This window comes from Kitasatospora sp. NPDC018058 (assembly GCF_044327205.1).
Lineage (GTDB): Bacteria > Actinomycetota > Actinomycetes > Streptomycetales > Streptomycetaceae > Kitasatospora.
On sequence record NZ_JBIRFA010000014.1, the window covers coordinates 56446 to 78654 of the forward strand.

General features: G+C 72.8%; 23 protein-coding genes. 14 read left to right on the forward strand and 9 right to left on the reverse strand.

What is annotated here, in order from left to right:
• Nucleotides 1-252 precede the first annotated feature (252 nt).
• Complete coding sequence (locus ACH4E7_RS20920) at nt 253-1179, forward strand: LysR family transcriptional regulator (RefSeq protein WP_396250509.1); 927 nt, start codon at nt 253-255, stop codon at nt 1177-1179.
• Here the strand turns inward: ACH4E7_RS20920 and ACH4E7_RS20925 are convergent.
• Genes ACH4E7_RS20925 through ACH4E7_RS20935 form a run of 3 tightly spaced genes read right to left on the reverse strand, consistent with a single transcriptional unit; the run spans nt 1151 to nt 2810 of the window.
• Complete coding sequence (locus ACH4E7_RS20925) at nt 1151-1534, reverse strand: hypothetical protein (RefSeq protein WP_396250510.1); 384 nt, start codon at nt 1532-1534, stop codon at nt 1151-1153. The genes ACH4E7_RS20920 and ACH4E7_RS20925 overlap by 29 nt on opposite strands.
• 48 nt (nt 1535-1582) lie before the next feature.
• The gene (locus ACH4E7_RS20930; RefSeq protein WP_396250511.1) at nt 1583-2353 is read right to left on the reverse strand and encodes a GNAT family N-acetyltransferase; all 771 of its coding nucleotides are present in this window, start codon (nt 2351-2353) and stop codon (nt 1583-1585) included.
• 40 nt (nt 2354-2393) lie between these two features.
• Nucleotides 2394-2810: an enoyl-CoA hydratase-related protein gene (locus ACH4E7_RS20935; protein ID WP_396250640.1), complete on the reverse strand. Its 417-nt coding sequence runs from the start codon at nt 2808-2810 to the stop codon at nt 2394-2396.
• 220 nt (nt 2811-3030) lie between these two features.
• On the opposite strand from ACH4E7_RS20935, the gene ACH4E7_RS20940 reads away from it, so the two are divergent.
• Entirely contained in the window at nt 3031-3810 is a 780-nt protein-coding gene (locus ACH4E7_RS20940; protein ID WP_396250512.1) for a phosphotransferase, read from the forward strand.
• Nucleotides 3811-3894: 84 nt separating this feature from the next.
• On the opposite strand, the gene ACH4E7_RS20945 is transcribed toward ACH4E7_RS20940, so the two are convergent.
• Nucleotides 3895-4866: a helix-turn-helix transcriptional regulator gene (locus ACH4E7_RS20945; protein WP_396250513.1), complete on the reverse strand. Its 972-nt coding sequence runs from the start codon at nt 4864-4866 to the stop codon at nt 3895-3897.
• A 99-nt stretch (nt 4867-4965) separates the two neighbouring features.
• Here ACH4E7_RS20945 and ACH4E7_RS20950 point away from each other — a divergent pair, with 99 nt between their 5' ends.
• Nucleotides 4966-5526 carry a DinB family protein gene (locus tag ACH4E7_RS20950; protein WP_396250514.1) on the forward strand — a complete coding sequence of 187 codons (561 nt, stop codon included), beginning with the start codon at nt 4966-4968 and terminating at the stop codon, nt 5524-5526.
• 62 nt (nt 5527-5588) lie between these two features.
• Here ACH4E7_RS20950 and ACH4E7_RS20955 read toward each other — a convergent pair whose 3' ends face one another.
• Nucleotides 5589-5804, reverse strand: coding sequence for a heavy-metal-associated domain-containing protein (locus ACH4E7_RS20955; protein ID WP_396250515.1), 216 nt, complete (start codon nt 5802-5804; stop codon nt 5589-5591).
• A gap of 299 nt (nt 5805-6103) precedes the next feature.
• Here ACH4E7_RS20955 and ACH4E7_RS20960 point away from each other — a divergent pair, with 299 nt between their 5' ends.
• Together ACH4E7_RS20960 and ACH4E7_RS20965 are read left to right on the forward strand one after the other, a co-directional pair.
• Nucleotides 6104-6796, forward strand: coding sequence for a DUF3152 domain-containing protein (locus ACH4E7_RS20960; protein ID WP_396250516.1), 693 nt, complete (start codon nt 6104-6106; stop codon nt 6794-6796).
• A gap of 196 nt (nt 6797-6992) precedes the next feature.
• Nucleotides 6993-7913, forward strand: coding sequence for a glutaminase (locus ACH4E7_RS20965; protein WP_396250641.1), 921 nt, complete (start codon nt 6993-6995; stop codon nt 7911-7913).
• 117 nt (nt 7914-8030) lie between these two features.
• On the opposite strand, the gene glmS is transcribed toward ACH4E7_RS20965, so the two are convergent.
• Both glmS and ACH4E7_RS20975 read right to left on the reverse strand, forming a co-directional pair.
• Nucleotides 8031-9857 carry a glutamine--fructose-6-phosphate transaminase (isomerizing) gene (gene glmS, locus ACH4E7_RS20970; RefSeq protein WP_396250517.1) on the reverse strand — a complete coding sequence of 609 codons (1827 nt, stop codon included), beginning with the start codon at nt 9855-9857 and terminating at the stop codon, nt 8031-8033.
• Between the two features lie 120 nt (nt 9858-9977).
• Entirely contained in the window at nt 9978-10253 is a 276-nt protein-coding gene (locus ACH4E7_RS20975; protein WP_396250518.1) for a hypothetical protein, read from the reverse strand.
• A 192-nt stretch (nt 10254-10445) separates the two neighbouring features.
• On the opposite strand from ACH4E7_RS20975, the gene asnB reads away from it, so the two are divergent.
• From asnB to ACH4E7_RS20995, 4 genes are all read left to right on the forward strand, one after another.
• Nucleotides 10446-12296 (forward strand): asparagine synthase (glutamine-hydrolyzing), encoded by a 1851-nt coding sequence (gene asnB / locus ACH4E7_RS20980; RefSeq protein WP_396250519.1) that lies wholly within the window; start codon nt 10446-10448, stop codon nt 12294-12296.
• Nucleotides 12297-12506: 210 nt separating this feature from the next.
• Nucleotides 12507-13622, forward strand: a complete 1116-nt coding sequence (locus ACH4E7_RS20985) for a hypothetical protein (protein WP_396250520.1) — start codon at nt 12507-12509, stop codon at nt 13620-13622.
• Nucleotides 13623-13759: 137 nt separating this feature from the next.
• Nucleotides 13760-15184 (forward strand): pyridoxal phosphate-dependent decarboxylase family protein, encoded by a 1425-nt coding sequence (locus tag ACH4E7_RS20990; RefSeq protein ID WP_396250521.1) that lies wholly within the window; start codon nt 13760-13762, stop codon nt 15182-15184.
• Between the two features lie 77 nt (nt 15185-15261).
• A complete protein-coding gene (locus ACH4E7_RS20995) occupies nt 15262-15687 on the forward strand; it encodes a hypothetical protein (RefSeq protein ID WP_396250522.1) in 426 nt (141 codons plus the stop codon).
• Nucleotides 15688-15759: 72 nt separating this feature from the next.
• Here ACH4E7_RS20995 and ACH4E7_RS21000 read toward each other — a convergent pair whose 3' ends face one another.
• Both ACH4E7_RS21000 and ACH4E7_RS21005 read right to left on the reverse strand, forming a co-directional pair.
• A complete protein-coding gene (locus ACH4E7_RS21000; protein ID WP_396250523.1) occupies nt 15760-15984 on the reverse strand; it encodes a hypothetical protein in 225 nt (74 codons plus the stop codon).
• A 106-nt stretch (nt 15985-16090) separates the two neighbouring features.
• Entirely contained in the window at nt 16091-16234 is a 144-nt protein-coding gene (locus ACH4E7_RS21005; RefSeq protein ID WP_396250524.1) for a hypothetical protein, read from the reverse strand.
• Between the two features lie 199 nt (nt 16235-16433).
• Here ACH4E7_RS21005 and ACH4E7_RS21010 point away from each other — a divergent pair, with 199 nt between their 5' ends.
• From ACH4E7_RS21010 to ACH4E7_RS21030, 5 genes are all read left to right on the forward strand, one after another.
• A complete protein-coding gene (locus tag ACH4E7_RS21010; protein WP_396250525.1) occupies nt 16434-17078 on the forward strand; it encodes a GNAT family N-acetyltransferase in 645 nt (214 codons plus the stop codon).
• 259 nt (nt 17079-17337) lie between these two features.
• Nucleotides 17338-18600, forward strand: a complete 1263-nt coding sequence (locus ACH4E7_RS21015; RefSeq protein ID WP_355676190.1) for a MurT ligase domain-containing protein — start codon at nt 17338-17340, stop codon at nt 18598-18600.
• 46 nt (nt 18601-18646) lie between these two features.
• Nucleotides 18647-19375, forward strand: a complete 729-nt coding sequence (locus tag ACH4E7_RS21020; protein WP_396250526.1) for a type 1 glutamine amidotransferase — start codon at nt 18647-18649, stop codon at nt 19373-19375.
• A gap of 352 nt (nt 19376-19727) precedes the next feature.
• Entirely contained in the window at nt 19728-20753 is a 1026-nt protein-coding gene (locus ACH4E7_RS21025) for a 6-phosphofructokinase (protein WP_355676188.1), read from the forward strand.
• Nucleotides 20754-20888: 135 nt separating this feature from the next.
• Nucleotides 20889-21884 carry a 2-hydroxyacid dehydrogenase gene (locus tag ACH4E7_RS21030; protein WP_396250527.1) on the forward strand — a complete coding sequence of 332 codons (996 nt, stop codon included), beginning with the start codon at nt 20889-20891 and terminating at the stop codon, nt 21882-21884.
• The last annotated feature ends 325 nt before the right edge of the window (nt 21885-22209 follow it).

Consider the following 22209-nt stretch of genomic DNA (forward strand, 5'->3'; position numbering starts at 1 on the left):
CGCCTGATGTGGCTGACATACCTGATGTCACTGTCGCAGCTGTTGCAGTTGTTGCAGCTGTCGTAGCCGGTCCGGCCGAGTCCTACGGGTCGGCACCCGCCGTACCCCCGCCCCGGTGTCCGGAACACCGCGAAGGCAGCGGGCGGGTTGCCGCCCTTCTCGCGGGCCCTGCGATCGATGATCGATCCTGCCGAACATCCAAGTCAATCCACCGGTTTGCTGGGGCTCTTCCAAGCATTACCTTGGATCCCCGTGACCCTTGACGACCTCCGCGTCTTCGCCGCCGTCTGCCGGGCCGGCTCCCTCAGCGCCGTCGCCCGCGACCTGGACTGCAGCCAGTCCGCCGTCAGCCAGCACGTGAAGCGCCTGGAACGCGAGCTCGGCCTCACCCTGATCGAGCGGCACCCGCGTGGCGTGGTGCCCACCAAGGCCGGACGCCACCTGCAGACCGCCGTGGCCACCGGCCTGGGCGGAATCGACCACGCCCTGCGCACCCTCGCCGAACTCGCGCGCGGGGAGGGCGGATCGGTACGGATCACCACCGGTGCCACCAGTATCCGGCATTTCATGTCCGCGGCCGTGGTGGACTTCCGGCAGCGCTTCCCGCAGGTCAGCCTGGAGTTCCAGACCGGGGTCTCCAGCCGCAACTGCCTGGAGGCGCTCACCGCCGGCCATGTCGACCTGGCCTGGATCACCCTCGGCGGCCCGGTACGCGGCATCGACCAGCGGCCGGTGGTCGACCTGCCCTGGGTCCTCGCCGTCGCGGCCAACGACCCGCTCGCCGCCCGGGACCGCGTCGAGCCCGCCGACCTCCAGGACGCCCGGCTCATCGGGCTGCCGCAGAACTCGGTGTCCCGCTCCCAACTGGACGACTGGCTGGGCAAGTCGGGTATCCGCCCGGTTTTCGACACCAGCGTCACGGACTGGGACACCGCGATCCTGCTGGCCGAACTCGGCCTCGGCCAGGCCGTCGTGCCCGCACTCCCCGAGTGGCAGGGCCCCGGCCACCCGGGCCTGCGACTGCTGCCGCTGCCCGACCTGCCTGGCCTCACCGTCGGCTGGGCGCTGCGCGACTGGGACACCCTGGGCCCGCTGGCCCGCGCCTTCGCCGACACCGTCGCGGCCCACTGCGGACCGGCGTCAACACCCTTCAGCTCGCCGCCAGTTGCCACTCCCTGACCGACCGGAGCCCGCCCGCCGGCGCCCGCCGCAGGCCCTCCTCACCCGGGACGGCCCGCGGCAGCGCGGCGAGGTCCCCGGGCGGGCCGTCCAGCAGGCTCTGCACATGCTCCCCCGTACGCACGGCCGGCAGCACCACGCAGCGCAACTGCCCGGGCAGTTCGGGGCGGTGGGTGAGGTCGTGCCAGAGAGCCGGGCGCAGGCAGTACCGGCCGTCGGGTGCGGCGTTCGCGCGCGCCCACCCCGGGTCCAGCCGCCGACCGAGGCCGAGGTCGAGGCCCCGCCCCTCCGGCCGGAGCAGCGCGGGCGTGTCGAGGGCCTTCACCTCGCGGGGCAGTGCCGGTTCCGCAGTCATGCGCCCAGACTCGCCGACCGGCTTCCACCGTCCGCAGTCGGCCCGGCGTCAGCGCGAGTGGAAGGAGTGGATGCGGCCGATCTCGGCGAAGCCCCGCCGCCCGTACCACTCCCGCGGCCAGTCGGCGGCGTCCGCGAGCAGGAAGAGCCGCGGGATCCCGGCGGCAGCCGCGAGCGCCAGGCCGGTGGCGAGCAGGGTGTCCCCGTGGCCGGTGCCACGGTGCCGGGTGTCGGTGACCAGGTCCTCCAACTGGGCCAGTCCTGCCGCCCGGTCGAGGTAGAGGTCGCTCCAGGCCGCGACCTCCCCGCCCGGCGTCCGGGCGGCCAGGAAGTGCACCTGCTCGGCACCGCGCAGCCGGGCGGCCCGGCGGTCGGTGAGCTGGCGGGCGAGCTCCCCGTCCTCGTACCACTCCGACTGCTGGCGCAGGACCGCCGCCCGCAGCTCGGCCAACTCGGCCGGGTGCGCGGCCGGTTCGGGCAGCTCACAGCCCGCCGTCTCCCGGGCCAGGACCACGGCTGCGCCCCACTCGTACCCGGCCTCGGTCAGTACCGGAGCGGCCCGCTCGCCCAACTCGTCGTCCAGTACGGTGATCGCGTACTGCCTGCGCTGCCCGAGCCACCGCACCGCCAGCTCGGGCAGTGCCGCCGGGCCGGTACCCGGCCCTGCCACCACCAGGTGGTTGTGCTCATGGGAGAGGACGAACTCCTCGTTCGTGACCGCGAACACCCCCGGGAACTCGGGCAGTTCGGCGATCGCGGCCGCCTGGCGACGGGCGAAGGCGACGTGGAAGGCGGTCACGCGCTCAAGCAGATCGGACATCCCCCCATGGTCGCCCCACCCGCCGCTCCAGGCCAAGCGATTATGGGCGGGCGGCCGGCGAACGGTCCAGGAACCGCCACAGTCCGTCGCGTACGCCGTCCGTCGGCACGGTGACCGCGAAGGCCGCCGCCTCGACCGCCAGGCCCTCGTCGATGGGCAGGTTGATCCCCCGGGTGACGGCCCTCAGGCAGGCCGCCACGGCGGTCGGCGCGTACCGGATGATCCGGTCGGCCAAGTCCCGGGCAGTGTCCAGGAGTTCATCCGCCGGAACGACCGAGTTGACCAGGCCGATCTCGGCGGCCCGGGCGGCCGGGATCGGGTCGCCGGTGAGGATCGTCTCCAGCCCGCGCTTGCGGCCGACGTGGCGCGGCAGCCGCTGCGAGCCGCCGAAGGGCGGCGGGAAGCCGAGCGAGATCTCCGGCTTGGCGAAGGTCGCGTGCTCGGCCGCGATCGCCAGCGGCGCGCCCTCGCCACACCCCCGCTCGCCCGACTCGCCGAGGCCCTCCAGCGCCTACGGGCCGCCGTCGAGTCGATCGCCCCGTGAGCCCCCGCACAGGAAGTCGGCCCACCCGACTTCCTGTGCGGCGCGGGGAGAGTGCTTGTCCGGGACGTCGCGCTGACCGGCCCCGGCGTCAATTCATAAGACACCGCCATGGGCGCACGGTTACGCTCGCTCGGTGATCGAGGACGGCGCCACTGACCAGGGCAGCGTGACCACCGTGCGGCGGATCGGCGAAACGATCCGCCGGCCGGTCGGCGAGTGGACGCCCGCGGTGCACGCCCTGCTGACCCACCTGGAAACGGTGGGCTTCACGCGCGCGCCGCGAGTCCTCGGCGTCGACGGCACCGAAGAGGTGTTGTCGCTGGTCCACGGCGAACCCGCATTCTCCCCCTGGCCGTCGATCCTGCGGTCGACCACCGGCATCAGCGAACTGGGGCACTGGCTGCGCGACTACCACGACGCCGTCCAGGACTTCCGGCCGCCCGCCGACGCCCGATGGCAGGGCCAGCAGGACGAGTGGAGGCCCGGCATGGTCATCCGGCACGGCGACCTCGGCCCGTGGAACTCCGTCTGGACCGGTACCCGACTGGCCGGCTTCATCGACTGGGACTTCGCCGCACCCGGCCACGCCCTCGACGACCTCGCCCAACTCGCCTGGTACGCCGTACCCCTGCGACCCGCCGAGCAGCAGCGACGAGCAGCGATCACCGGTGAGCACACCCTGCGAAACCGCCTCCACGCCCTGTGCACCGCCTACGGTGCGCAACCGGCGTCCGTGCTCGATGCGCTCGACGCCGTCCAATCCCACGAGGCCGAACGCATCGAACGGCTCGGCCGACAGGGCCACCATCCCTGGGCCGTGTTCCTCGCCCGCGGCGACGCGGCCGAGATGGCAGCCGAGCGATCCTGGCTCCGCTCGGAACGCGCAGCCCTCCTCAACGGTTCGGGCGACTGAACCCCGAACGTCCCCGCCGGCCACAGCCGGAACGCTCTCCCGGTCCTGCCCGGTCCGCCCGGCCTTCCCTGTCGGAGGGACCTCCTACTCCGTATCCGCCCCCGCCGCCCTCCCGAACCGGGCGGCCCACTCCCCGACCAGCTCCCGCAGCTCAGGCGGCTCCACCACCCGGAACTCCGCGCCCAGCGACCCCAGAGCCATCGCGGGCCAGTCCAGCGAGTCCGCCGTCATCACCAGCCGGCAACGCTCGCCTCCGGCCTCCTCCACCTCGCCCCACCGCCCGACATGCCCTCGGACGTGCTCCGCCGACGCCTCGACCACCGCCACCACCCGATGCGGTCGCGGCATGCCGCTACGGCCCGCGCGGACGAATTCGGCGGCGTCGCCGGCCGGGAGCGCGCGTGGGGCGAAGCGGGCACCGCTGCCGGCGGGGACGGTGAGGCGGTCGAGGCGGAAGCTGCGCCAGTCGGCCCGGTCGAGGTCGTACGCGACCAGGTACCAGCGTCGGTCGAGGCAGACCAGCCGGTGCGGCTCGACGTGGCGTTCGGTACGGGGCGCGGAGGCGGCGGTGTAGCAGAAGTGGAGCCGTTCGTTGTCGCGGCAGGCCAGGGCGACCACGGTGAGGACGTCCGGGTCGACGCCGGAGCCGGAGGAGGTGCCCCAGTCGACTGGAACGGTCATCGCGCGCAGCGCCTCCACCCGGCGGCGCAGCCGGGCCGGCATCACCTGCACGACCTTGGCCAGCACCCGTACGGACGCCTCGGCAACGCCCTCCACCGGGCTCTCGGCCGCCGCCTGGAGGCCCACCGCCAGTGCGACCGCCTCCTCGTCGTCGATGACCAGCGGGGGCAGTGCGGCGCCCGCCGCCAGCTGGTAGCCGCCGTCGACGCCGCGCTGGGCGTCGACGGGGTAGCCCAGTTCGCGCAGCCGGTCGATGTCGCGGCGCAGGGTGCGGATGGAGACGCCGAGTCGGTCGGCCAGTTCCTCGCCGGGCCAGTACCGGTGGGTCTGGAGCAGGGAGAGCAGTCGCAGCGTCCGGGTGCCGGTGTTCGCCATGCCCTGATTCTCTCCGGAATTCAGGACAGGAAGTGGCCGCAATGGTCCGTACCGTAGTTCTTGTCCAAGGGCGCAGGAACCGAACGGAAGGCCAGAGCCATGACCACCACCACCGCCGCCACCACGACCACCGACGCCGCCGAGGCCACCGTCACCGGCGAGCGCGCCGACCTCCTGGTGGCGCTGGAGAAGCAGCGGCACTTCCTGCGGTTCACCACCCGCGACCTCACCGACGAGCAGGCCGGCCTGCGGAGCACCGTGAGCGAGCTGTGCCTGGGCGGGCTCATCAAGCACGTGACCTCGACCGAGCGCCACTGGGCGAACTTCATCGTGGAGGGCCCGTCCGCGATGCCCGACTTCACCTCCTGGACCGAGGCCGACTTCGCCCGCCGCGCCGACGAGTTCCGCATGCTGGCGGGTGAGACGCTGGCCGGCGTGCTCGCCGAGTACGCCGAGGTGGCCCGCCGTACCGACGAGTTGGTGGCCACCCTGGCCGACCTGAGCGCCACTCAGCCGCTGCCGAACGCCCCGTGGTTCGAGGCGGGCGCCGAGTGGTCGGCCCGCCGGGTGCTGATGCACATCGTCGCCGAGACCGCCCAGCACGCGGGCCACGCCGACATCATCCGCGAGTCCCTGGACGGTGCGAAGAGCATGGGCTGACGCGGCCGAAGCAGACGGGGGTCTGCCGCAGCACCTCGGCGGCAGTCCCCGTCGCACCGGAGTCAGGCCTGGCCGACGAAGGTGAACCCGGCCCCGTCCACCGCGCTGCGGAGCACCGTCTCCTCCAGCGGCTGGGCCGAGGCCACGGTGACCCGACCGCTCGGCGCGTCCGCGACGACGGCGGTGACGCCGGGGATGGCGGACAGCCCTGCGCTCACCGTCTTCTCGCAGTGGCCGCAGCTCATGCCGGAGACGGTGAGGACGGTGGTGATGGACATGGCGTGCCTCCAATGGCTCATCGAGTACGTGGGGGGTGGTCAACCCGGACGAGCCGGTCGACCCGCACCACGACACCGGATTCCGACGCCGATCCCGAGGGACACGCCGCACGGGTGGCACCTTCGAGTGGTTCCGGGAACCGGCCGGGCCCCGCGCCCGACGAGGCCTATCGGACCGCCGACTGACCCCGGCCCGGACCCCCGCCCGAACCCGCCCGAACCCCCGCCTGAACCCCCACCGCCCGTCTGCCCGTTCCTCCTGATGCACCCCTTTTGACCCAGATCAGGAGTTGCTTCGCATGGCCGCCATCGCCCGAAAGCGCTGGAAGCCCTGGCACGGCGCACTCGCCCTCGCGCTGGTCGCGGTGATGACCGCCGGTCTGCTCTGGTGGCGCCCCTGGCACAGCGGGCCCGCGCCGCTGGCCTTCACCACCGCGCCCGACGGCTCCGCCCGCTTCGGCACCGGGGAGCACCTCTACCGCTACAAGGTCCGGGTGGAGGAGGGGATCACCGAGAGCCCCGAGCAGTTCGCCGCCGAGGTGGACGCCATCCTGGGCGACACCCGGCGCGGCTGGGCCGCCGGGAACACCGCGTCCTTCCAGCGGATGGCCGCCGACCCGGTGGACTTCACGGTCTACCTGGCCACCCCGCAGTCCACCGACCGGATCTGCGGCCAGTACGGCCTGGACACGGGCGGTTGGATCAACTGCGGGGTCGGGCACCAGGTCGTGATCAACCTGAAGCGCTGGACCGAGCTGTCCGAGTTCTACCGGGGCAGGCCCGAGCTCTACCACGCACTCGCCGTCAACCACGAGGTCGGCCACATCCTCGGTAACGGCCACGTCGACTGCCCGGGCCCGGGCGCCCCGGCGCCGGTGATGATGCAGCAGATCAAGGGCCTGCACGGCTGCATCCCCAACGGCTGGCCCTACTCGGACACCGGCACGCTGCTCACCGGCCCGCCCGTCCAGGCCCCGACCAACGCACCGTAGGCACAGGAGGCCGGGTGCACGGCGGCGCGTGCTGCCGGACGCAGGGTGGTCCACGGATGGACCACGGATGGACCACGGCCCCCGAACACGGATAATCACTGGTCGGACCGGGTGCCACCGAAAGGTCGGCATCCGGCCCGACCATGATCGTCAAGCGTGTGTACGTGGAGGAACAGCCGTGATCGACGCGGAGAGCCTGGACTGGCCGGTGCTGCTGGAGGCCGCCGAGGCGGCCGCCCGGGCGACCACGGGCCGCGGCCGTGTCGCCGACTACATCCCGGCCCTCGCCACCGCCGACCCGGAGGCCTTCGGCATGGCCGTGGCCACCGTCGACGGCGAGCTGTACGGCGTCGGCGACTGGGAGCAGTCGTTCTCCATCCAGAGCGTCTCCAAGCTGTTCTCCCTGGCCCTCGCCCTCTCCTACAGCGACGACGGCGGCGACGGCCTCTGGCGGGGCGTCGGCCGCGAGCCCTCCGGCAACCCCTTCAACTCCCTGGTGCAGCTGGAGACCGAGCACGGCATCCCGCGCAACCCCTTCATCAACGCGGGCGCCCTGGTGGTCACCGACCGCCTGCAGTCGCTGACCGGCGACGCCTCCGGCGCCGTGCGGGAGTTCCTGCGCCGCGAGTCCGACAACCCGCTGCTGGACACCGACCCGGTGATCGCAGCCTCCGAGGCCGAACACGGCCACCGCAACGCCGCGCTCGCCCACTTCATCGCCAGCCACGGCAACCTGCAGAACCCGGTCGAGACCGTCCTGGACCACTACTACGCCCACTGCGCCATCGCCGCGAGCTGCCGCGACCTCGTCCTGGCCGGCTCCTTCCTCGCCCGCTACGGCATGCGCACCGACGGAACCCGGCTGATGTCCCGCAGCGAGGCCAAGCGCGTCAACGCCGTCCTCCTCACCTGCGGCACCTACGACGCCGCCGGCGAGTTCGCCTTCCGGGTCGGACTGCCCGGCAAGAGCGGCGTCGGCGGCGGCATCCTCGCCGTCCTCCCCGGCCGCGCCGCCGTCTGCGCCTGGGGGCCCCGCCTCGACCAGGCCGGCAACTCCGTCGCCGCCGTCACCGCCCTCGACACCCTCACCACCCTCTCCGGCTGCTCGGTCTTCTGAGGTGCTCTGCGGTGCTCTGAGGTGTACTGAGGCGCTCTGAGGCGTACGGGCCGGAAAGCATCCGGGCCCCGGTCGTCCGCACAGCGACCGGGGCCCGGAGTCCTGACGGACGGCGGACTACTCCACCGTCACGCTCTTCGCCAGGTTGCGCGGCTTGTCCACGTCGCGCTTGAGGGCGACGGCAGCGTGGTAGGCCAGCAGCTGGAGCGGGATGTTGAGGAGCAGCGGGTCCAACTCCGGCTCGCTCTTGGGGACCAGGATGCAGTGGTCGGCGAGCTTCTCCTCGGGGCGGCGGTGGGCGACGGCGATGACGCGGCCGTGGCGGGCCTTGATCTCACCGAGGGTGGTGAGGTTCTTGTCGAGCAGCTCGTCGTCCGGGACCAGGGCCACGGTGGGCAGTTCGGGGCTGATCAGGGCCAGCGGGCCGTGCTTGAGCTCACTCGCCGGGTAGGCCTCGGCGTGGACGTAGGAGATCTCCTTGAGCTTCTGCGCGCCCTCGCGGGCGACCGGGTAGCCGCGGACCCGGCCGATGAACATCATGCCGCTGGAGTCGGCGTACTCGGCGGCGAGTTCGGCGATCGCGTCGCTCTGGCCGAGGATCTCGCGGATCTGGTCCGGCAGGGCCTGCAGGGCCGAGACGATGCGCCGGCCGTCGGCGGGCGAGAGGTCGTGGATGCGGCCGAAGTGCAGGGCGAGCAGGGCGAAGGCGACCACGGTGGAGGTGAACGCCTTGGTGGAGGCCACCGAGACCTCGGGGCCGGCGTGCAGGTAGATGCCGCCGTCGCACTCGCGGGCGATCGCGCTGCCCACGGTGTTGACGACGCCGAGCACCCGGCCGCCCTTGCGCTTGATCTCCTGGACGGCGGCCAGCGTGTCGTAGGTCTCGCCGGACTGGCTGACCGCGACGTAGAGGGTGTCCGCCTCGATCACCGGGTTGCGGTAGCGGAACTCGGAGGCCGGCTCGCTGTGCGCGGGGATCCGGGCCAGCTCCTCGATCAGCTGCGCACCCATCTCGCCCGCGTAGTAGGCGGATCCGCAGCCGAGGATCTTCACCCGGCGGATCTCGCGCAGCTCCCGGGCGTCCAGGTTGAGGCCGCCGAGGTGGGCGGTGCTGAAGCGCTCGTCGAGCCGGCCGCTGAGGGTGCGCTCGACCGAGGTGGGCTGCTCGTTGATCTCCTTGAGCAGGAAGTGCTCGTAGCCGGCGGTGTCGTAGGAGTCGATCTCCCAGTCCACGGTGGACGGCTGACGGTGGGTGGTGCGGGCGTCCGCGGTGAAGGTGCGGAAACCGTCGGCCCGGACGGTGGCCAGCTCGCCGTCCTCCAGGTGCACGACCTGGCGGGTGTAGCGGACCAGGGCGGAGACGTCGGAGGCGACGAACATCTCCTTCTCGCCGATGCCGAGGACGATCGGGCTGCCGTTGCGGGCGACCACGATCCGGTCCGGCTGCTCGGCGTCCAGCACCGCGATGCCGTAGGTGCCGACGACCCGGCCGAGGGCGGCGCGGACGGCGTCCTCCAGCTCGACGCCCTCGGCGGCGTGGGCGGCGATCAGGTGGGAGAGCACCTCGGTGTCGGTCTCGGAGCGGAACACGGCGCCGTCGGCGGTCAGCTTGACGCGCAGCTCGTCGGCGTTCTCGATGATGCCGTTGTGGACGACGGCGATCCGCTCGGCGTTGTCCAGGTGCGGGTGGGCGTTCGCGTCGCTGGGGACGCCGTGGGTGGCCCAGCGGGTGTGGCCGATGCCGGTGGTTCCCTTGAACCGGGCCGGTACGGCCGCCGCGAGGTCGGCGACCCGGCCCTTGACCTTGCGGAGCTTGATCCCGCCGGTGCGCCCGGTCACGGCGACGCCGGCCGAGTCGTAGCCGCGGTACTCCAGTCGGGCCAGCCCCTCCAGCAGAAAGGGGGTGGCGTCCTTGGGGCCGATGTAGGCCACGATTCCGCACATGCGTGGACTCCTCCTGAGATACGTCGGGTCTTGAAGGTCTTGAAGGTCTTGAGAACGTCGGGAACGGCCGAGGACGGCGGGGAACGGCGGGGAACGGCGGGGAACGGCGGGGAACGGCGCTCAGCCGTACACGATCCGGCGCAGCTGTCGAGCCGAGAGTTCCGGCGCCGCCACGCGGCGGGCGAGCAGCTCCTCGGCGAGCCGGGCGAAGATCCGCTCGTTGGTCAGGCCGCGCGCCTGGAGCTCGCCGTGACGGCGACGGACGTACTCCTCGGTGCTCTCGGAGAAGTACGCCAGCACCTCCGCCACGACCCGCGCCGCCTCCCGGGGCCCGAGCGGGCTGGTCCGGGTGAGGTGGGCGAGGAGGTCTTCGTGAGGGTGGGGTGAGCTCGGCACGAGTGAGGACTCTAGGCCGCACTGCCCGCCGAAGCCAAAGATCCTGCCCGGATTCGGGCAGACTTTACGACTTTCAGCTCAGGCAACCATGCGGACGCCCTCCCGCCACCGCCCCGCCAGACCTTGAAGCCGCACCGAGTCCACACGTAGCGTGATCGAGAGAACACGTAGCGGAAGACCGGAGGCTTGCTGATGTGCGGGATCACCGGATGGGTCGCCTTCGAGCGCGACCTCACCGCCGAACGGGACGTCCTCGACGCGATGACGGCCACCCAGCTCTACCGCGGCCCGGACGCCGGGGGCGTCCGCATCGAGCCGCACGCCGCACTCGGCCACCGCCGGCTCGCGGTGATCGACATCGAGGGCGGCGTCCAGCCGATGACGGTCGAGCACAACGGCCGGCTGCTGGCCGCCCTCACCTACAGCGGCGAGGTCTACAACCACCGCGAGCTGCGCGCGGAACTGGAGGCGGCCGGGCACCGCTTCCGCACCCGCAGCGACACCGAGGTCGTGCTGCACGCCTACCTGGAGTGGGGCGAGGGCCTGGCGGAGCGGCTCAACGGCATGTTCGCCTTCGCGATCTGGGACGCCCGCCGCGAGGAGCTGCTGCTGGTCCGCGACCGGATGGGCGTCAAGCCGCTGCACTACCACCCCACCCCGGACGGCGTGGTCTTCGGCTCCGAGGTCAAGGCGGTCCTGGCGCACCCCTCGGTCCGCCCGGTGGTCGACCTGGACGGGCTGCGCGAACTACTCGGCCATGCCCGCACCCCCGGCCTCACCCCGTACCGGGGCATCCACGAGGTCCGCCCCGGGCACCTGGTACGGGTGCGCCGCGAGGGCCTCTCGGTGCACCGCTACTGGGCGCTGGAGCCGCGCGAGCACACCGACTCGCTGGAGGCCACCGTCGCCACCGTCCGAACCCTGCTGGACGACATCGTCCACCGCCAGCTGGACTCGGACGTGCCGCTCTGCTCGCTGCTCTCCGGCGGCCTGGACTCCAGCGCCGTCACCGCCCTCGCCGCCAGGATGCTGCGCCGGGCCGGCGCCGGCCCGGTGCGCTCCTTCTCCGTCGACTTCACCGGCCAGGGCCGGAACTTCCACACCGACGAGGTGCGGCAGACCGAGGACGGCCCGTACGCCAGGCTGCTCGCCCGGCACGTGGGCGCCGACCACACGGTGATCGAGCTGGACGCCACCGAGCTCACCGACCTGTCCCGACGCGGCACCGTGCTGCGCGCCCGCGACCTGCCGGGCGGCGTCGGCGACATGGACATCTCGCTGCTGCTGCTCTTCCGGGGCGTACGCCGGGAGTCCACCGTGGCGCTGTCCGGCGAGTCCGCCGACGAGCTGTTCGGCGGCTACCGCTGGTTCCACGACCCGAAGACCGTCGCCACCGAGGACTTCCCCTGGGCCGCCGGCCTCTCCGCCGTCGCCGGCCCGGGCTCCGTCCCGCGCGAACACCTGCTGGACGCCGGCCTGCTCACCAAGCTCGACCTGGACGGCTACCGCAGGGCCCGCTACCGCGAGGCGATCGCCGAGGTCCCCCACCTGGAGCACGCGGACCCGCTGGAGCGGCGGATGCGCGAGATCTCGTACCTCAACCTGACCCGCTTCGTCTGCATCCTGCTCGACCGCAAGGACCGGATGAGCATGGCCAACGGGCTGGAGGTGCGGGTGCCGTTCTGCGACCACCGGCTGGTGCAGTACGTCTTCAACACCCCGTGGGCGATGAAGACCTTCGACGGACGGGAGAAGAGCCTGCTGCGCGCCGCCGTCCGGGACATGCTGCCGGCCGAGATCGCCGACCGTGTGAAGAGCCCGTACCCGGTGACCGCCGACCCGCACTACCCCGCGCTGCTGCGCGCCGAGCTCGCCCGGCTCGCCGCCGCGCGCACGTCCCCCGCGCTCGGGCTGCTCGACCGGAGCCGCCTCGCCGACGCGCTCGCCCAGGCCACCGACCCGCAGTCGGTCCGGCTCGGCGTCGACCTCGCACTGGACCTGGACGCCTGGCTGACGGAGTACCAGGTGACCCTGGAGCTCTGAGGATCGGGGTACGGACGGTGCGGCGGCCCGCCGGAAGGCCGCTGTGCCGTGCGGATGATCATCGGGAACCGGCCCGACCCGCCCGGGCGTCGCACGATGCGGTAGCGTCGCCGGTACCTCTCGAATGGCGGGCGAAAACGCGGATTCCCGCCCCCCGTGCCGTCAGGATGGGAGCGAACCGTCCACCTCGATCCGCCGGGGGATCCCGTCATGCAACCGCGAGTATTCGCGATTCTCACCGCCGTGCTCCTGGGCGTCCTGGGCCTCGGCTCGGTGGCCGTCACCGACTGGTCGCCCGCGGCGGCCACCGCGGCCCCGGCCGCCGGCACCACCGGGACCGCCCCCGGCGCGCAGCCCGCCGCGACCGGCACCGCGAACGCCACCCCGACCGGCGACCCGGCGGTGTGGACCCGCTCGACGCTGCGCAACAAGCTGATGGCCGAGATGGACGCCACCGACCCCGGCGTCGCCCTCGCCGACCTCGACAAGATCACCAAGGAGAAGCCGTACACCGTGCGCTTCTGCCACCCGATCGCGCACGAGCTCGGCCACGCGGCGGTCAAGCGCTTCAACGAGGACTTCCAGAAGGTCATCTCCTTCCCGCACGAGACCTGCGCGGCCGGCTACCTGCACGGCGCGGTCGAGGAGATGCTCAACGCCTCCACCCAGCCCGAGGTGGACCTGCTCAAGCTGTGCGCCCCCAAGAACACCGGTCCCTGCATCCACGGCGTCGGCCACGGCACGATGTTCGTCGCCAAGCAGGACGTCGCCAAGGCGCGCGACCTGTGCGACAAGTTCACCACCGAGCAGAACAGGATCCGCTGCTCCGAGGGCCTGTTCATGCAGCTCTTCGGCCCGGACGAGGAGGACGAGCAGGCCAAGGCGAACCTGCCCGCCGACAAGCTCGCCCAGGACCCGCTGTACCCCTGCAAGGACCAGCCGGCCCTGTTCCAGTCCGCCTGCTTCTTCTACGCCCCGACCTTCTACCTGTCCTCGCACGACTACCCGAACCACCCCGAGGTCTACGCCGACGCCCTCAAGTGGTGCCTCAACGCCAAGGAGAGCGGCGGGGCGGTGGACTGCAGCCGGGGCGTCGGCTCGCGCACCATGAAGTACAACCTGGACCGCGAGGACTGGGCCGCCCAGCAGTGCGCCACCGCCGCCGACGGCTGGCAGCGCAAGGCCTGCACGGAGGGGCTGGTCAGCTACTACACGGTCAACTACACCGACGGCGGTGCGGCCGGACGGCTCTGCGCCAAGATCACCAACAAGGAGATGCAGGGCTACTGCCGCTCCGCGAGCGGGCTGTCCGGTTCGCTGGACTGACCCCCGGTCTCAGCATGAGGGCCCGCGCCGCACGGCGCGGGCCCTGTGCATAGGATCGCCCGATCATCGCCTGATCAGGGTGCGCCGAGGAAGCCGCGCCTCGCCCGGCCCGCCCCCCGGCCTCCCTGGAGCACGCCATGACCACCGAGGACTTCCGCAGCGCCGCCCGCACCACCGCCGAGCTGGTCTCCGACTACCTCGCCGGGCTGCCCGCCCGCCCGGTCTGGCAGCCGATGGACCAGGCCGCCCGACAGTCCCTGCTCGACGCCCCGCTGCCCACCGAGGGGCGCCTGCTCACCGAGCTGCTGGACACGATCGGGCGGGACGTCCTCCCGTACCCGATGGGCAACGGCAACCCGCGCTTCTTCGGCTGGGTCAACTCCGCCCCCGCCCCGGCCGGGGTGCTCGCCACCCTCGCCGCCGCCGCGATGAACCCCAGCTCGGCCGGCGGCGACCACGCCGACGTCCACCTGGAGCGCGCCGTCGTCCGCTGGATCGCCGAACTCGTCGGCTTCCCGCACCCGGCCGGCGGCGGCCTGCTCACCTCCGGCACCTCGATGGCGACCATCGTCTGCCTCGCCGCCGCCCGCAACCGCGCCGCCCGACTGGCCGGCCGGGACGTCCGCGAGGACGGCCTCGCGGGCATGCCGCCGCTGGTCGGCTACGTCACCGGCGAGACCCACTCCTGCGTCCGCAAGGCCGCCGAACTCCTCGGCCTCGGCAGCCGGCACCTGCGCACCGTCGCCACCGGACCCGACGGCCGCCTGGACACCGCCGACCTGCGGGCAGCCGTCGAGCGCGACCGCGCGGCCGGAATGCTGCCCTTCCTGGTGGTCGCCTCGGCGGGCACCGTCGGCACCGGCGCGGTGGACGCATTCGGCCCGATCGCCGACCTGTGCGAGGAGCAGCGGCTCTGGCTGCACGTGGACGGCGCGTACGGCGCCTTCGGCCGGCTCGACCCCGCCATCGCCCACCGCTACGAGGGCCTGGAGCGCGCCGACTCACTCGCCCTCGACCCGCACAAGTGGCTCGGCGTCCCGGTCGACTGCGGCTGCGCGCTGGTCCGCGACACCGACGAGCTGCGCGGCACCTTCAGCCTCGTCCCGTCCTACCTGCGCGACGAGGCGGCCGGCTCGCTCGGCTGGTTCTCCGAGTACGGCACCGAGCAGACCCGCCCGTTCCGCGCCCTCAAGGTCTGGGCCACCATCGCCCACCGCGGCCGCACGGGCCTCACCCAGGACATCGCCCGGTGCACCGCGCTCGCCCGACGCCTCGGCGAACTCGTCGAGGCCGACGAGGAGTTGGAGCTGCTCGCCGAGGTGCAGACCTCCATCGTCGCGTTCCGCCACCGCGCCCCGGGCCTGGACGCCGCCGCCCGCGACACCCTCAACCGCGACCTCCCGGTCGCCGTCCAGCGGCGCGGCCGGGTCTTCGTCACCGGCGCCCTGCTCGGCGGGCACGAGGTGCTGCGCGCCTGCCTGCTCAACGCCGCGACCACCGAGGCCGACCTGCGCCTGCTCCTCGCGGAGGTGAAGGCCGCGGCCCGCGAGCTGAAGCCGTAACACACCCCGGCGGACCTTAACGGCCAGGTCACGACGGGTTCGTGATCGGGAAACACCGGTCGGGCACGGTGGAGGCCATGGAGCACTCGAAGCCTTCCCCCCACCGTGCCCGCCGCTGGCGCCGTGACACCGTCGAGCTCGCCGCCGCCTTCCTCTCCGTCACCGCCGCCGACCTGATCGCGAAGGTCGTCCTGCACGGCTCCGACGGCCCGATCGTCCTCGCCACCTCCGCCGTCGCGCTGCTCGCCGCCGCCCTCCTGCACGCCTGGTGGTCCCCGCACGCCCCTCCCCCGACCACCTTGTGGCGCGTGCGCACCACCGCCCTGGCCCACACCCACACCACCCTCGCCGACCACGAGATCACCCTGCTCTCGCTCCACGCCCACCCCACCACCGACGAACTCTTCCTCCGCACCCCGCACACCCTCACCCCGACGGCCCTCACCGCCCTGCTCACCACCAGCGGCCACACCCTCCAGGACACCCCGACCCGAATCGCCTGAGCAGCGGCTGGTCGCGGCGGCGGGGCCCGGGGAGGCACCCGCCGCCGGATCACCGAGTGGCGGTGACGGGACTCAGCCCTTCGACGGCTGCACCGCGCACAGCGTGCTGCCGAGCGTGCTGCCGAAGCCTCCGAGCAGGGTGCCGGTCACGGCCAAGCAGGCGGCCGCCTCCTGCGGGATCTTGGGGCCGTTGACGCTGTTGTCGTTGTCGGCGGCGGCCGACTGGGCGAAGGCGAGCGGTACGGCCAGCAGCACGGCGCAACAGGCCGTCGCCAGCGCGGAGTTCCTGGTGAACATCGGGGAGCCCCTTCGGATCGAGGTGGGTTCGGCGAAAAGCCGAGCCATCCCTATCCGAAGGGGCTCCCGCGATCACGGATCCTGGGCCATCCGTGAGTGTGTCCCGTCAGTGCGCCGTCGACAGGCCGACGCGGCCGTCCGCCCCGGCGCCGAACGCACGCAGCTCCGCGACCGGCCCACGGGCCTGCTCGGACAGCTCCAGGGTGGGACTCCACCGTCGGCCGCCCGTCGTCCCGACCGCCTGCGGCATCGGTCCGGACCTCTGACGGATTGTCCCGGCCGGCGGGAGCCGCCTCGGCCCGGGGCATCAGCGCGTTCACGATCACGTAACCGGCCGGAAGCGCACCCTCGGTAGCGTCGGCTCCATGACGGCATCACGCACTGGCTCCGAACGGCTCTGGCACCGGCCTTTCCGCAGGTCCGACAGCAGGTCCGACCGCAGGTGCGCGGTGCCCGACGGCCAGGCCACCCGGCTGCCCGCGCTCACCGGCGGCCCGTACCGGCAGGCCCGCCCGCGCCCGCTGCCGGCCCGGCCGGACTCCGTGGCCCACCCGGGCGCCCGGGCCGACGAAGCGGTGTCCCGGCTGTCCCTGCCGGACGGGACGGAGCTGCTGCTGCGCCCCGCCGACCCGGGTGACAAGGCGGCGGCCCTCGCGATGCACGGCCGCTGCTCCCCGGCCGCGCTGCGGCAGCGCTACCACGGGCCGGTCCGCGACGCCGACCGCTATCTGGACCACCTGCTGGACGCCCGACGCGGCCGCAGCCTCGCGGTGACCTCCCCCGACGGGCGGTTGCTCGCCCTCGGGCACCTGATGTGGGACGACGACGAGGCGGAGCTCGCCGTGCTGGTCGAGGACGCCTGGCAGCGGCACGGACTGGGCCTGGCCCTGCTGCGGCGGCTGACCGCGGCGGCCCGGGCCGCCGGGATCGGGACGGTGTACGCGGTGACCCACATCGCCAACACCGCACTGATCGCCGCGATGCGCCGACTGACCGCCCCGCTGGACTTCCGCGCCGAGGGCGGCACCCTGGTGATCACCGCCACGCTGGCCACCGGAACCGCCCCCGCTCCCACCCCTGCTCCGGGCTGCTGATCATTTCTTCACCACATCCTTACCGGGTGTCCCGGCAACCCGGCGACGGCGGCGGAGCGCCGTGAAGGGACGAAGGGTCCCTCCGTACACCGCCCTCCTTGACGGACCGTCAGCGCCCCTCGCGGCCGCGTCACAGCAGACGGTGCGGGGTCCGGATCGTCCGACCGGGCGAAGGAGTCGGTAGGCTGACCCCGTCCCCGCCGCCCGACGGCCCGTTTCCGGCCCCGGGCGGTGCCGCAGCAAGGAGGAACCACTGAGCATGGCAGGCACCGAATCGGAGCCCACAGGCGCACGCGACGCCTCGCTGCCGGCCCGCGCCAAGATCGCGGTCACGGCCGGCAAGGTCGCCGCCGCCGTGTCGCGCAAGGCCGGACGCGGAAGCGGCTCGGTGATCGGCGGCAAGGTCGCCCTCAGGCTCGACCCCGATCTGCTCGCCACCCTCGCCGACCACCTCGACGTCGTCCTGGTCAGCGCGACCAACGGCAAGACCACCACCACCCGCCTGATCGCCGAGGCGCTGCGCGCCGCCGGCCCGGTGGTCTCCAACGCCCTGGGCGCCAACATGCCGGCCGGCATTACCTCCGCCCTGGCCGGCGGCACCGACGCCCGCTTCGGCGTCATCGAGGTCGACGAGAAGTACCTGGCGACGGTTGCCCGCGACACGCGTCCCAAGGCGATCGCCCTGCTCAACCTCTCCCGCGACCAGCTCGACCGCGCCGCCGAGACCCGCATGATGGCGGAGAAGTGGCGCGAGGGCCTCCAGGACACCGAGGCCGTGGTCATCGCCAACGCCGACGACCCGCTGGTGACCTGGGCCGCCTCCTCCTGCAAGAAGGTGGTCTGGGTGGCCGCCGGACAGGCCTGGAAGGAGGACGCCTGGTCCTGCCCCGCCTGCGGCGGTGTGATGCAGCGCCCCGGCGACGACTGGTTCTGCCAGGACTGCGGCTTCCGGCGCCCCAACCCGCACTGGGCGCTCCAGGGCACCCACGTGATCGACCCGCAGCGCGGCGCCTGGCCGATCCAGCTGCAGCTGCCCGGCCGGGCCAACCTGGCCAACGCCACCAGCTCGGCCGCCGTCGCCGCCGTGTTCGGCGTCTCCCCGCAGGTCGCGCTGGAGCGGATGCGCTCGGTGACCGCCGTGGCCGGCCGCTACGACGTGGTCCAGTACCAGGGCCGGGACATCAGGCTGCTGCTGGCCAAGAACCCGGCCGGCTGGCTGGAGACCTTCTCGCTGATCGACGGCCCGCCGGCCCCGGTGCTCCTCTCCGTCAACGCCCTCGACGCCGACGGCACCGACACCTCCTGGCTGTGGGACGTCGACTACGAGCGCCTGGCCGGCCACCCGATCTTCGTGATGGGCCAGCGCAAGCTGGACCTGGCCGTCCGCCTGGAGGTCGCCGGGCTGCAGTTCCACGTGGTGGACACGCTGGAGCAGGCCGTCCGGATGGCCCCGCCCGGCCGGATCGAGGCCATCGCCAACTACACCGCCTTCCAGCAGCTGCGGAAGGTCGTGGCCGGCTGATGCCGCGCCCGCACACCAGTCTTTTCGTGACGGAAGGCCTTCGAGGATGAGTGAGAGCAGCCTGCGCGTGGTCTGGGTCTACCCGGACCTGCTCAGCACCTACGGCGACCGGGGCAACGCCCTGGTCGTGGAGCGCCGGGCCCGCCAGCGCCATCTCAACGTGACCCGGATCGACGTCCGCTCCGACCAGGCGATCCCCACCAGCGGGGACATCTACCTGATCGGCGGCGGCGAGGACCGGCCGCAGCGGCTGGCCGCCGAGCGGCTCCGGGCCGACAGCGGCCTGGTGCGGGCCGCCGAGAACGGCGCGATCATCTTCGGCGTCTGCGCGGGGTTCCAGATCATGGGCCGCGAGTTCATCAACGACCTCGGCGAGCGCGAGCCGGGCCTCGGCCTGCTCGACGTCTGGACCACGCGCGGCGAGGGCGCCCGCTGCGTCGGCGACGTACTGGCCGACGTGGACCCGCGGCTCGGTCTGCCGCAGCTGACCGGCTTCGAGAACCACCAGGGCGTCACCCACCTCGGCCAGGGCGTGCAGCCGTTCGCCACCGTCAGCGTCGGCCGGGGCAACGGCACCGGTGACGGCACCGAGGGTGCCTGGCGGGACACCGTCTTCGGCACCTACCTGCACGGCCCGGTGCTGGCCCGCAACCCCGCCGTGGCCGACATGCTGATCAAGCTGGCGCTGGACGTCAACGCCCTGCCGCCGGCCGACACCACCTGGTACGACGCGCTGCGCGCCGAGCGCATCGCCGCCACGACGCGCCCCTCCTAGTACCTCCGAACGCCCCGCCCGGGTGACCGCATCGCGGTCACCCGGCCCACGGGCGGCCCCGGACGTACGACAATGGGGCTGCCGGCTGCACACCCTCTTCGGCAGCAGGCTGCAATTCCGCGCGGGGGCGCCGACGGCGCCGCTCCCGCGTCGGCTCCTGCCCGGCCGGACCAGGGGCCGTATGCTCGACTTCACGGCCGCTTTCGGACGTTCTGTCCGGATCGGCCGGTCCAACACCCTCGCGGCCGCCTCCCCGCCGTTCCGGCGTGGGAGCGCCTCGTCACGGTGTCGGCTCGTCGTCCCAGCCTGTAGTCCGGCCGTTCCTCGGTTCTGCTCGGGAGTTGCAAAGCTAATGCGTATCGGAGTGCTGACCAGCGGCGGTGACTGCCCCGGCCTGAACGCGGTGATCCGTTCCGTGGTGCACCGGGGGGTGGTCGACCACGGCGACGAGATCATCGGGTTCGAGGACGGTTGGCGCGGTTTCCTCGAGGGGCACCACCGCCCCCTGACCCTGGACTCGGTGAGCGGCATCCTGGCCCAGGGCGGCACCATCCTCGGGTCCTCCCGGGTGCAGCCGAGCCACCTGCGGGACGGCGTGGAGCGGGCCAAGAAGTACTGCTCCGACCTCGGTCTGGACGCGGTGATCCCGATCGGCGGCGAGGGCACCCTGAAGGCCGCCAAGCTGATGAGCGACGCGGGCCTGCCGATCGTCGGTGTGCCGAAGACCATCGACAACGACATCGCCGCCACCGACGTGACCTTCGGCTTCGACACCGCCGTCTCGGTCGCCACCGAGGCCCTGGACCGGCTGAAGACCACCGCCGAGTCCCACCAGCGGGTCATGGTCGTCGAGGTCATGGGCCGACACACCGGCTGGATCGCGCTGAACGCGGGCATGGCCGCCGGCGCGCACGCCATCGTCGTCCCGGAGCGTCCGTTCCACATCGAGAAGCTCACCGCCGTCGTCCGCGAGCGCTTCGACCGCCAGAAGAAGTTCGCCATCGTGGTCTGCGCCGAGGGCGCCAAGCCCGAGCCCGGCACCATGCACTGGGAGGAGGGCAGCAAGGACATCTACGGCCACGAGCGCTTCACCGGCATCGCCACCCAGCTCTCCCGCGAGCTGGAGCACCGCCTCGGTAAGGAGGCCCGTCCGGTGATCCTCGGCCACACCCAGCGCGGCGGCACCCCGACCGCCTACGACCGGGTGCTCGCCACCCGCTTCGGCTGGCACGCCGTCGAAGCCGTCCACAAGGGCGCCTTCGGGCACATCACCGCGCTGCAGGGCACCAACATCAACCTGGTGCCGCTGGCCGAGGCGGTCGCCGAGCTGAAGACCGTCCCCCAGGACCGCTACCTGGAGGCCGAGACGGTCATCTGACCGGCCGCCCCCGGACAACCGGCCCCCGGACCGCTCGTCGGTCCGGGGGCCCTCGCGCATCCTCGTGCAGCGGACGGGCCTTCCCGCCGCCGTCCCGTTAGCGTGGGCCGCAGGAGCCCACCGGAAGGACCGCGCATGGAGATCCTGGCGTACGGAGTGCAGGCCGATGAACGGCCGCTGCTGGAACGGGCCTTCGCGGGCCGGCACGGGCTGCGCTGCCTGGACGTGTTCCTCAACCGCGACACCGCCCCGCTGGCCGCCGGCTACCCGGCCGTCAGCAGCAGCGTCAACGCCGTCCTCGACGCCGAGACGCTCACCGTCCTCGCCGCCGGCGGCACCGGACTGATCGCCCAACGCTCCACCGGCTTCAACAACATCGACCTCGACGCCGCCGCCGAGCTCGGTCTCACCGTCGCCCGGGTCTCCTCCTACAGCCCGTACTCGGTCGCCGAACACGCGTGGGCCCTCGCCCTCGCCGTCAACCGCCGCCTCACCCGCGCCGCCAACCGCACCCGCGAGTTCGACTTCCGCCTCGACGGCCTGCTCGGGCGGGACGTCCACGGGATGACCGTCGGCGTGATCGGCACCGGCAAGATCGGCGAGTGCTTCGCCCGGATCGCGGCCGGCTTCGGCACCGAACTGCTCGGCTGGGACATCGCCGAGAACCCGGCCTGCACCGAACTCGGCATGGGCTACACCGAGCTGCCCGAACTCCTCTCCCGCGCCGATCTGGTGAGCCTGCACGTGCCCCTGGTGCCGGCCACCCACCACCTGATCGACGCCGCCGCGCTGGCCCGGATGAAGGCCGACGCGATCCTCGTCAACTCCAGCCGCGGCGGCCTCATCGACAGCGCCGCCCTGGTCGAGACGCTGCGCGCCGGGCGGCTGTCCGGCGTCGGCCTGGACGTCTACGAGGAGGAGACCGGCGTCTTCTTCACCGACCGCTCCATCCACGGCATCACCGACGACGTCCTCGCCCGCCTCGTCACCTTCCCCCAGGTCCTGGTCACCAGCCACCAGGCCTACTTCACCCGCACCGCCGTCGGCCAGATCATCGACGCCACCGCCCGCAACATCGACGACTTCGCCGCCGGCCACACCAACGAAAACACCCTGGTTCCGAGAAGCTGATCCCGCAAGGAACCGGCACGCGCCTACCCCTCACACACAGGCCATGCGGCACACCGCTCCGACGACGACTGCCCGGATCCGTACCGCCGAGGAAACGACGACGGTCGACGGTTCAGCATGCGCCGCCTTCAGCGACCGATAGCCGCACCCACAGCCCCATCGGCCGCCCTGGTTGCTGTGTGCGCGGACGCAGTTCGCCGAACAAGCCCCCGGCTCTGCCGGGTCGGGGCGGGTCCAATACCCCCGAGACCCGCCCCTCTTCCGCCGGCCGCCCCCTCCCCCGAGGGGCGGCCGGCGACGTGTCCGATCGGCGGAGAACGAAAGA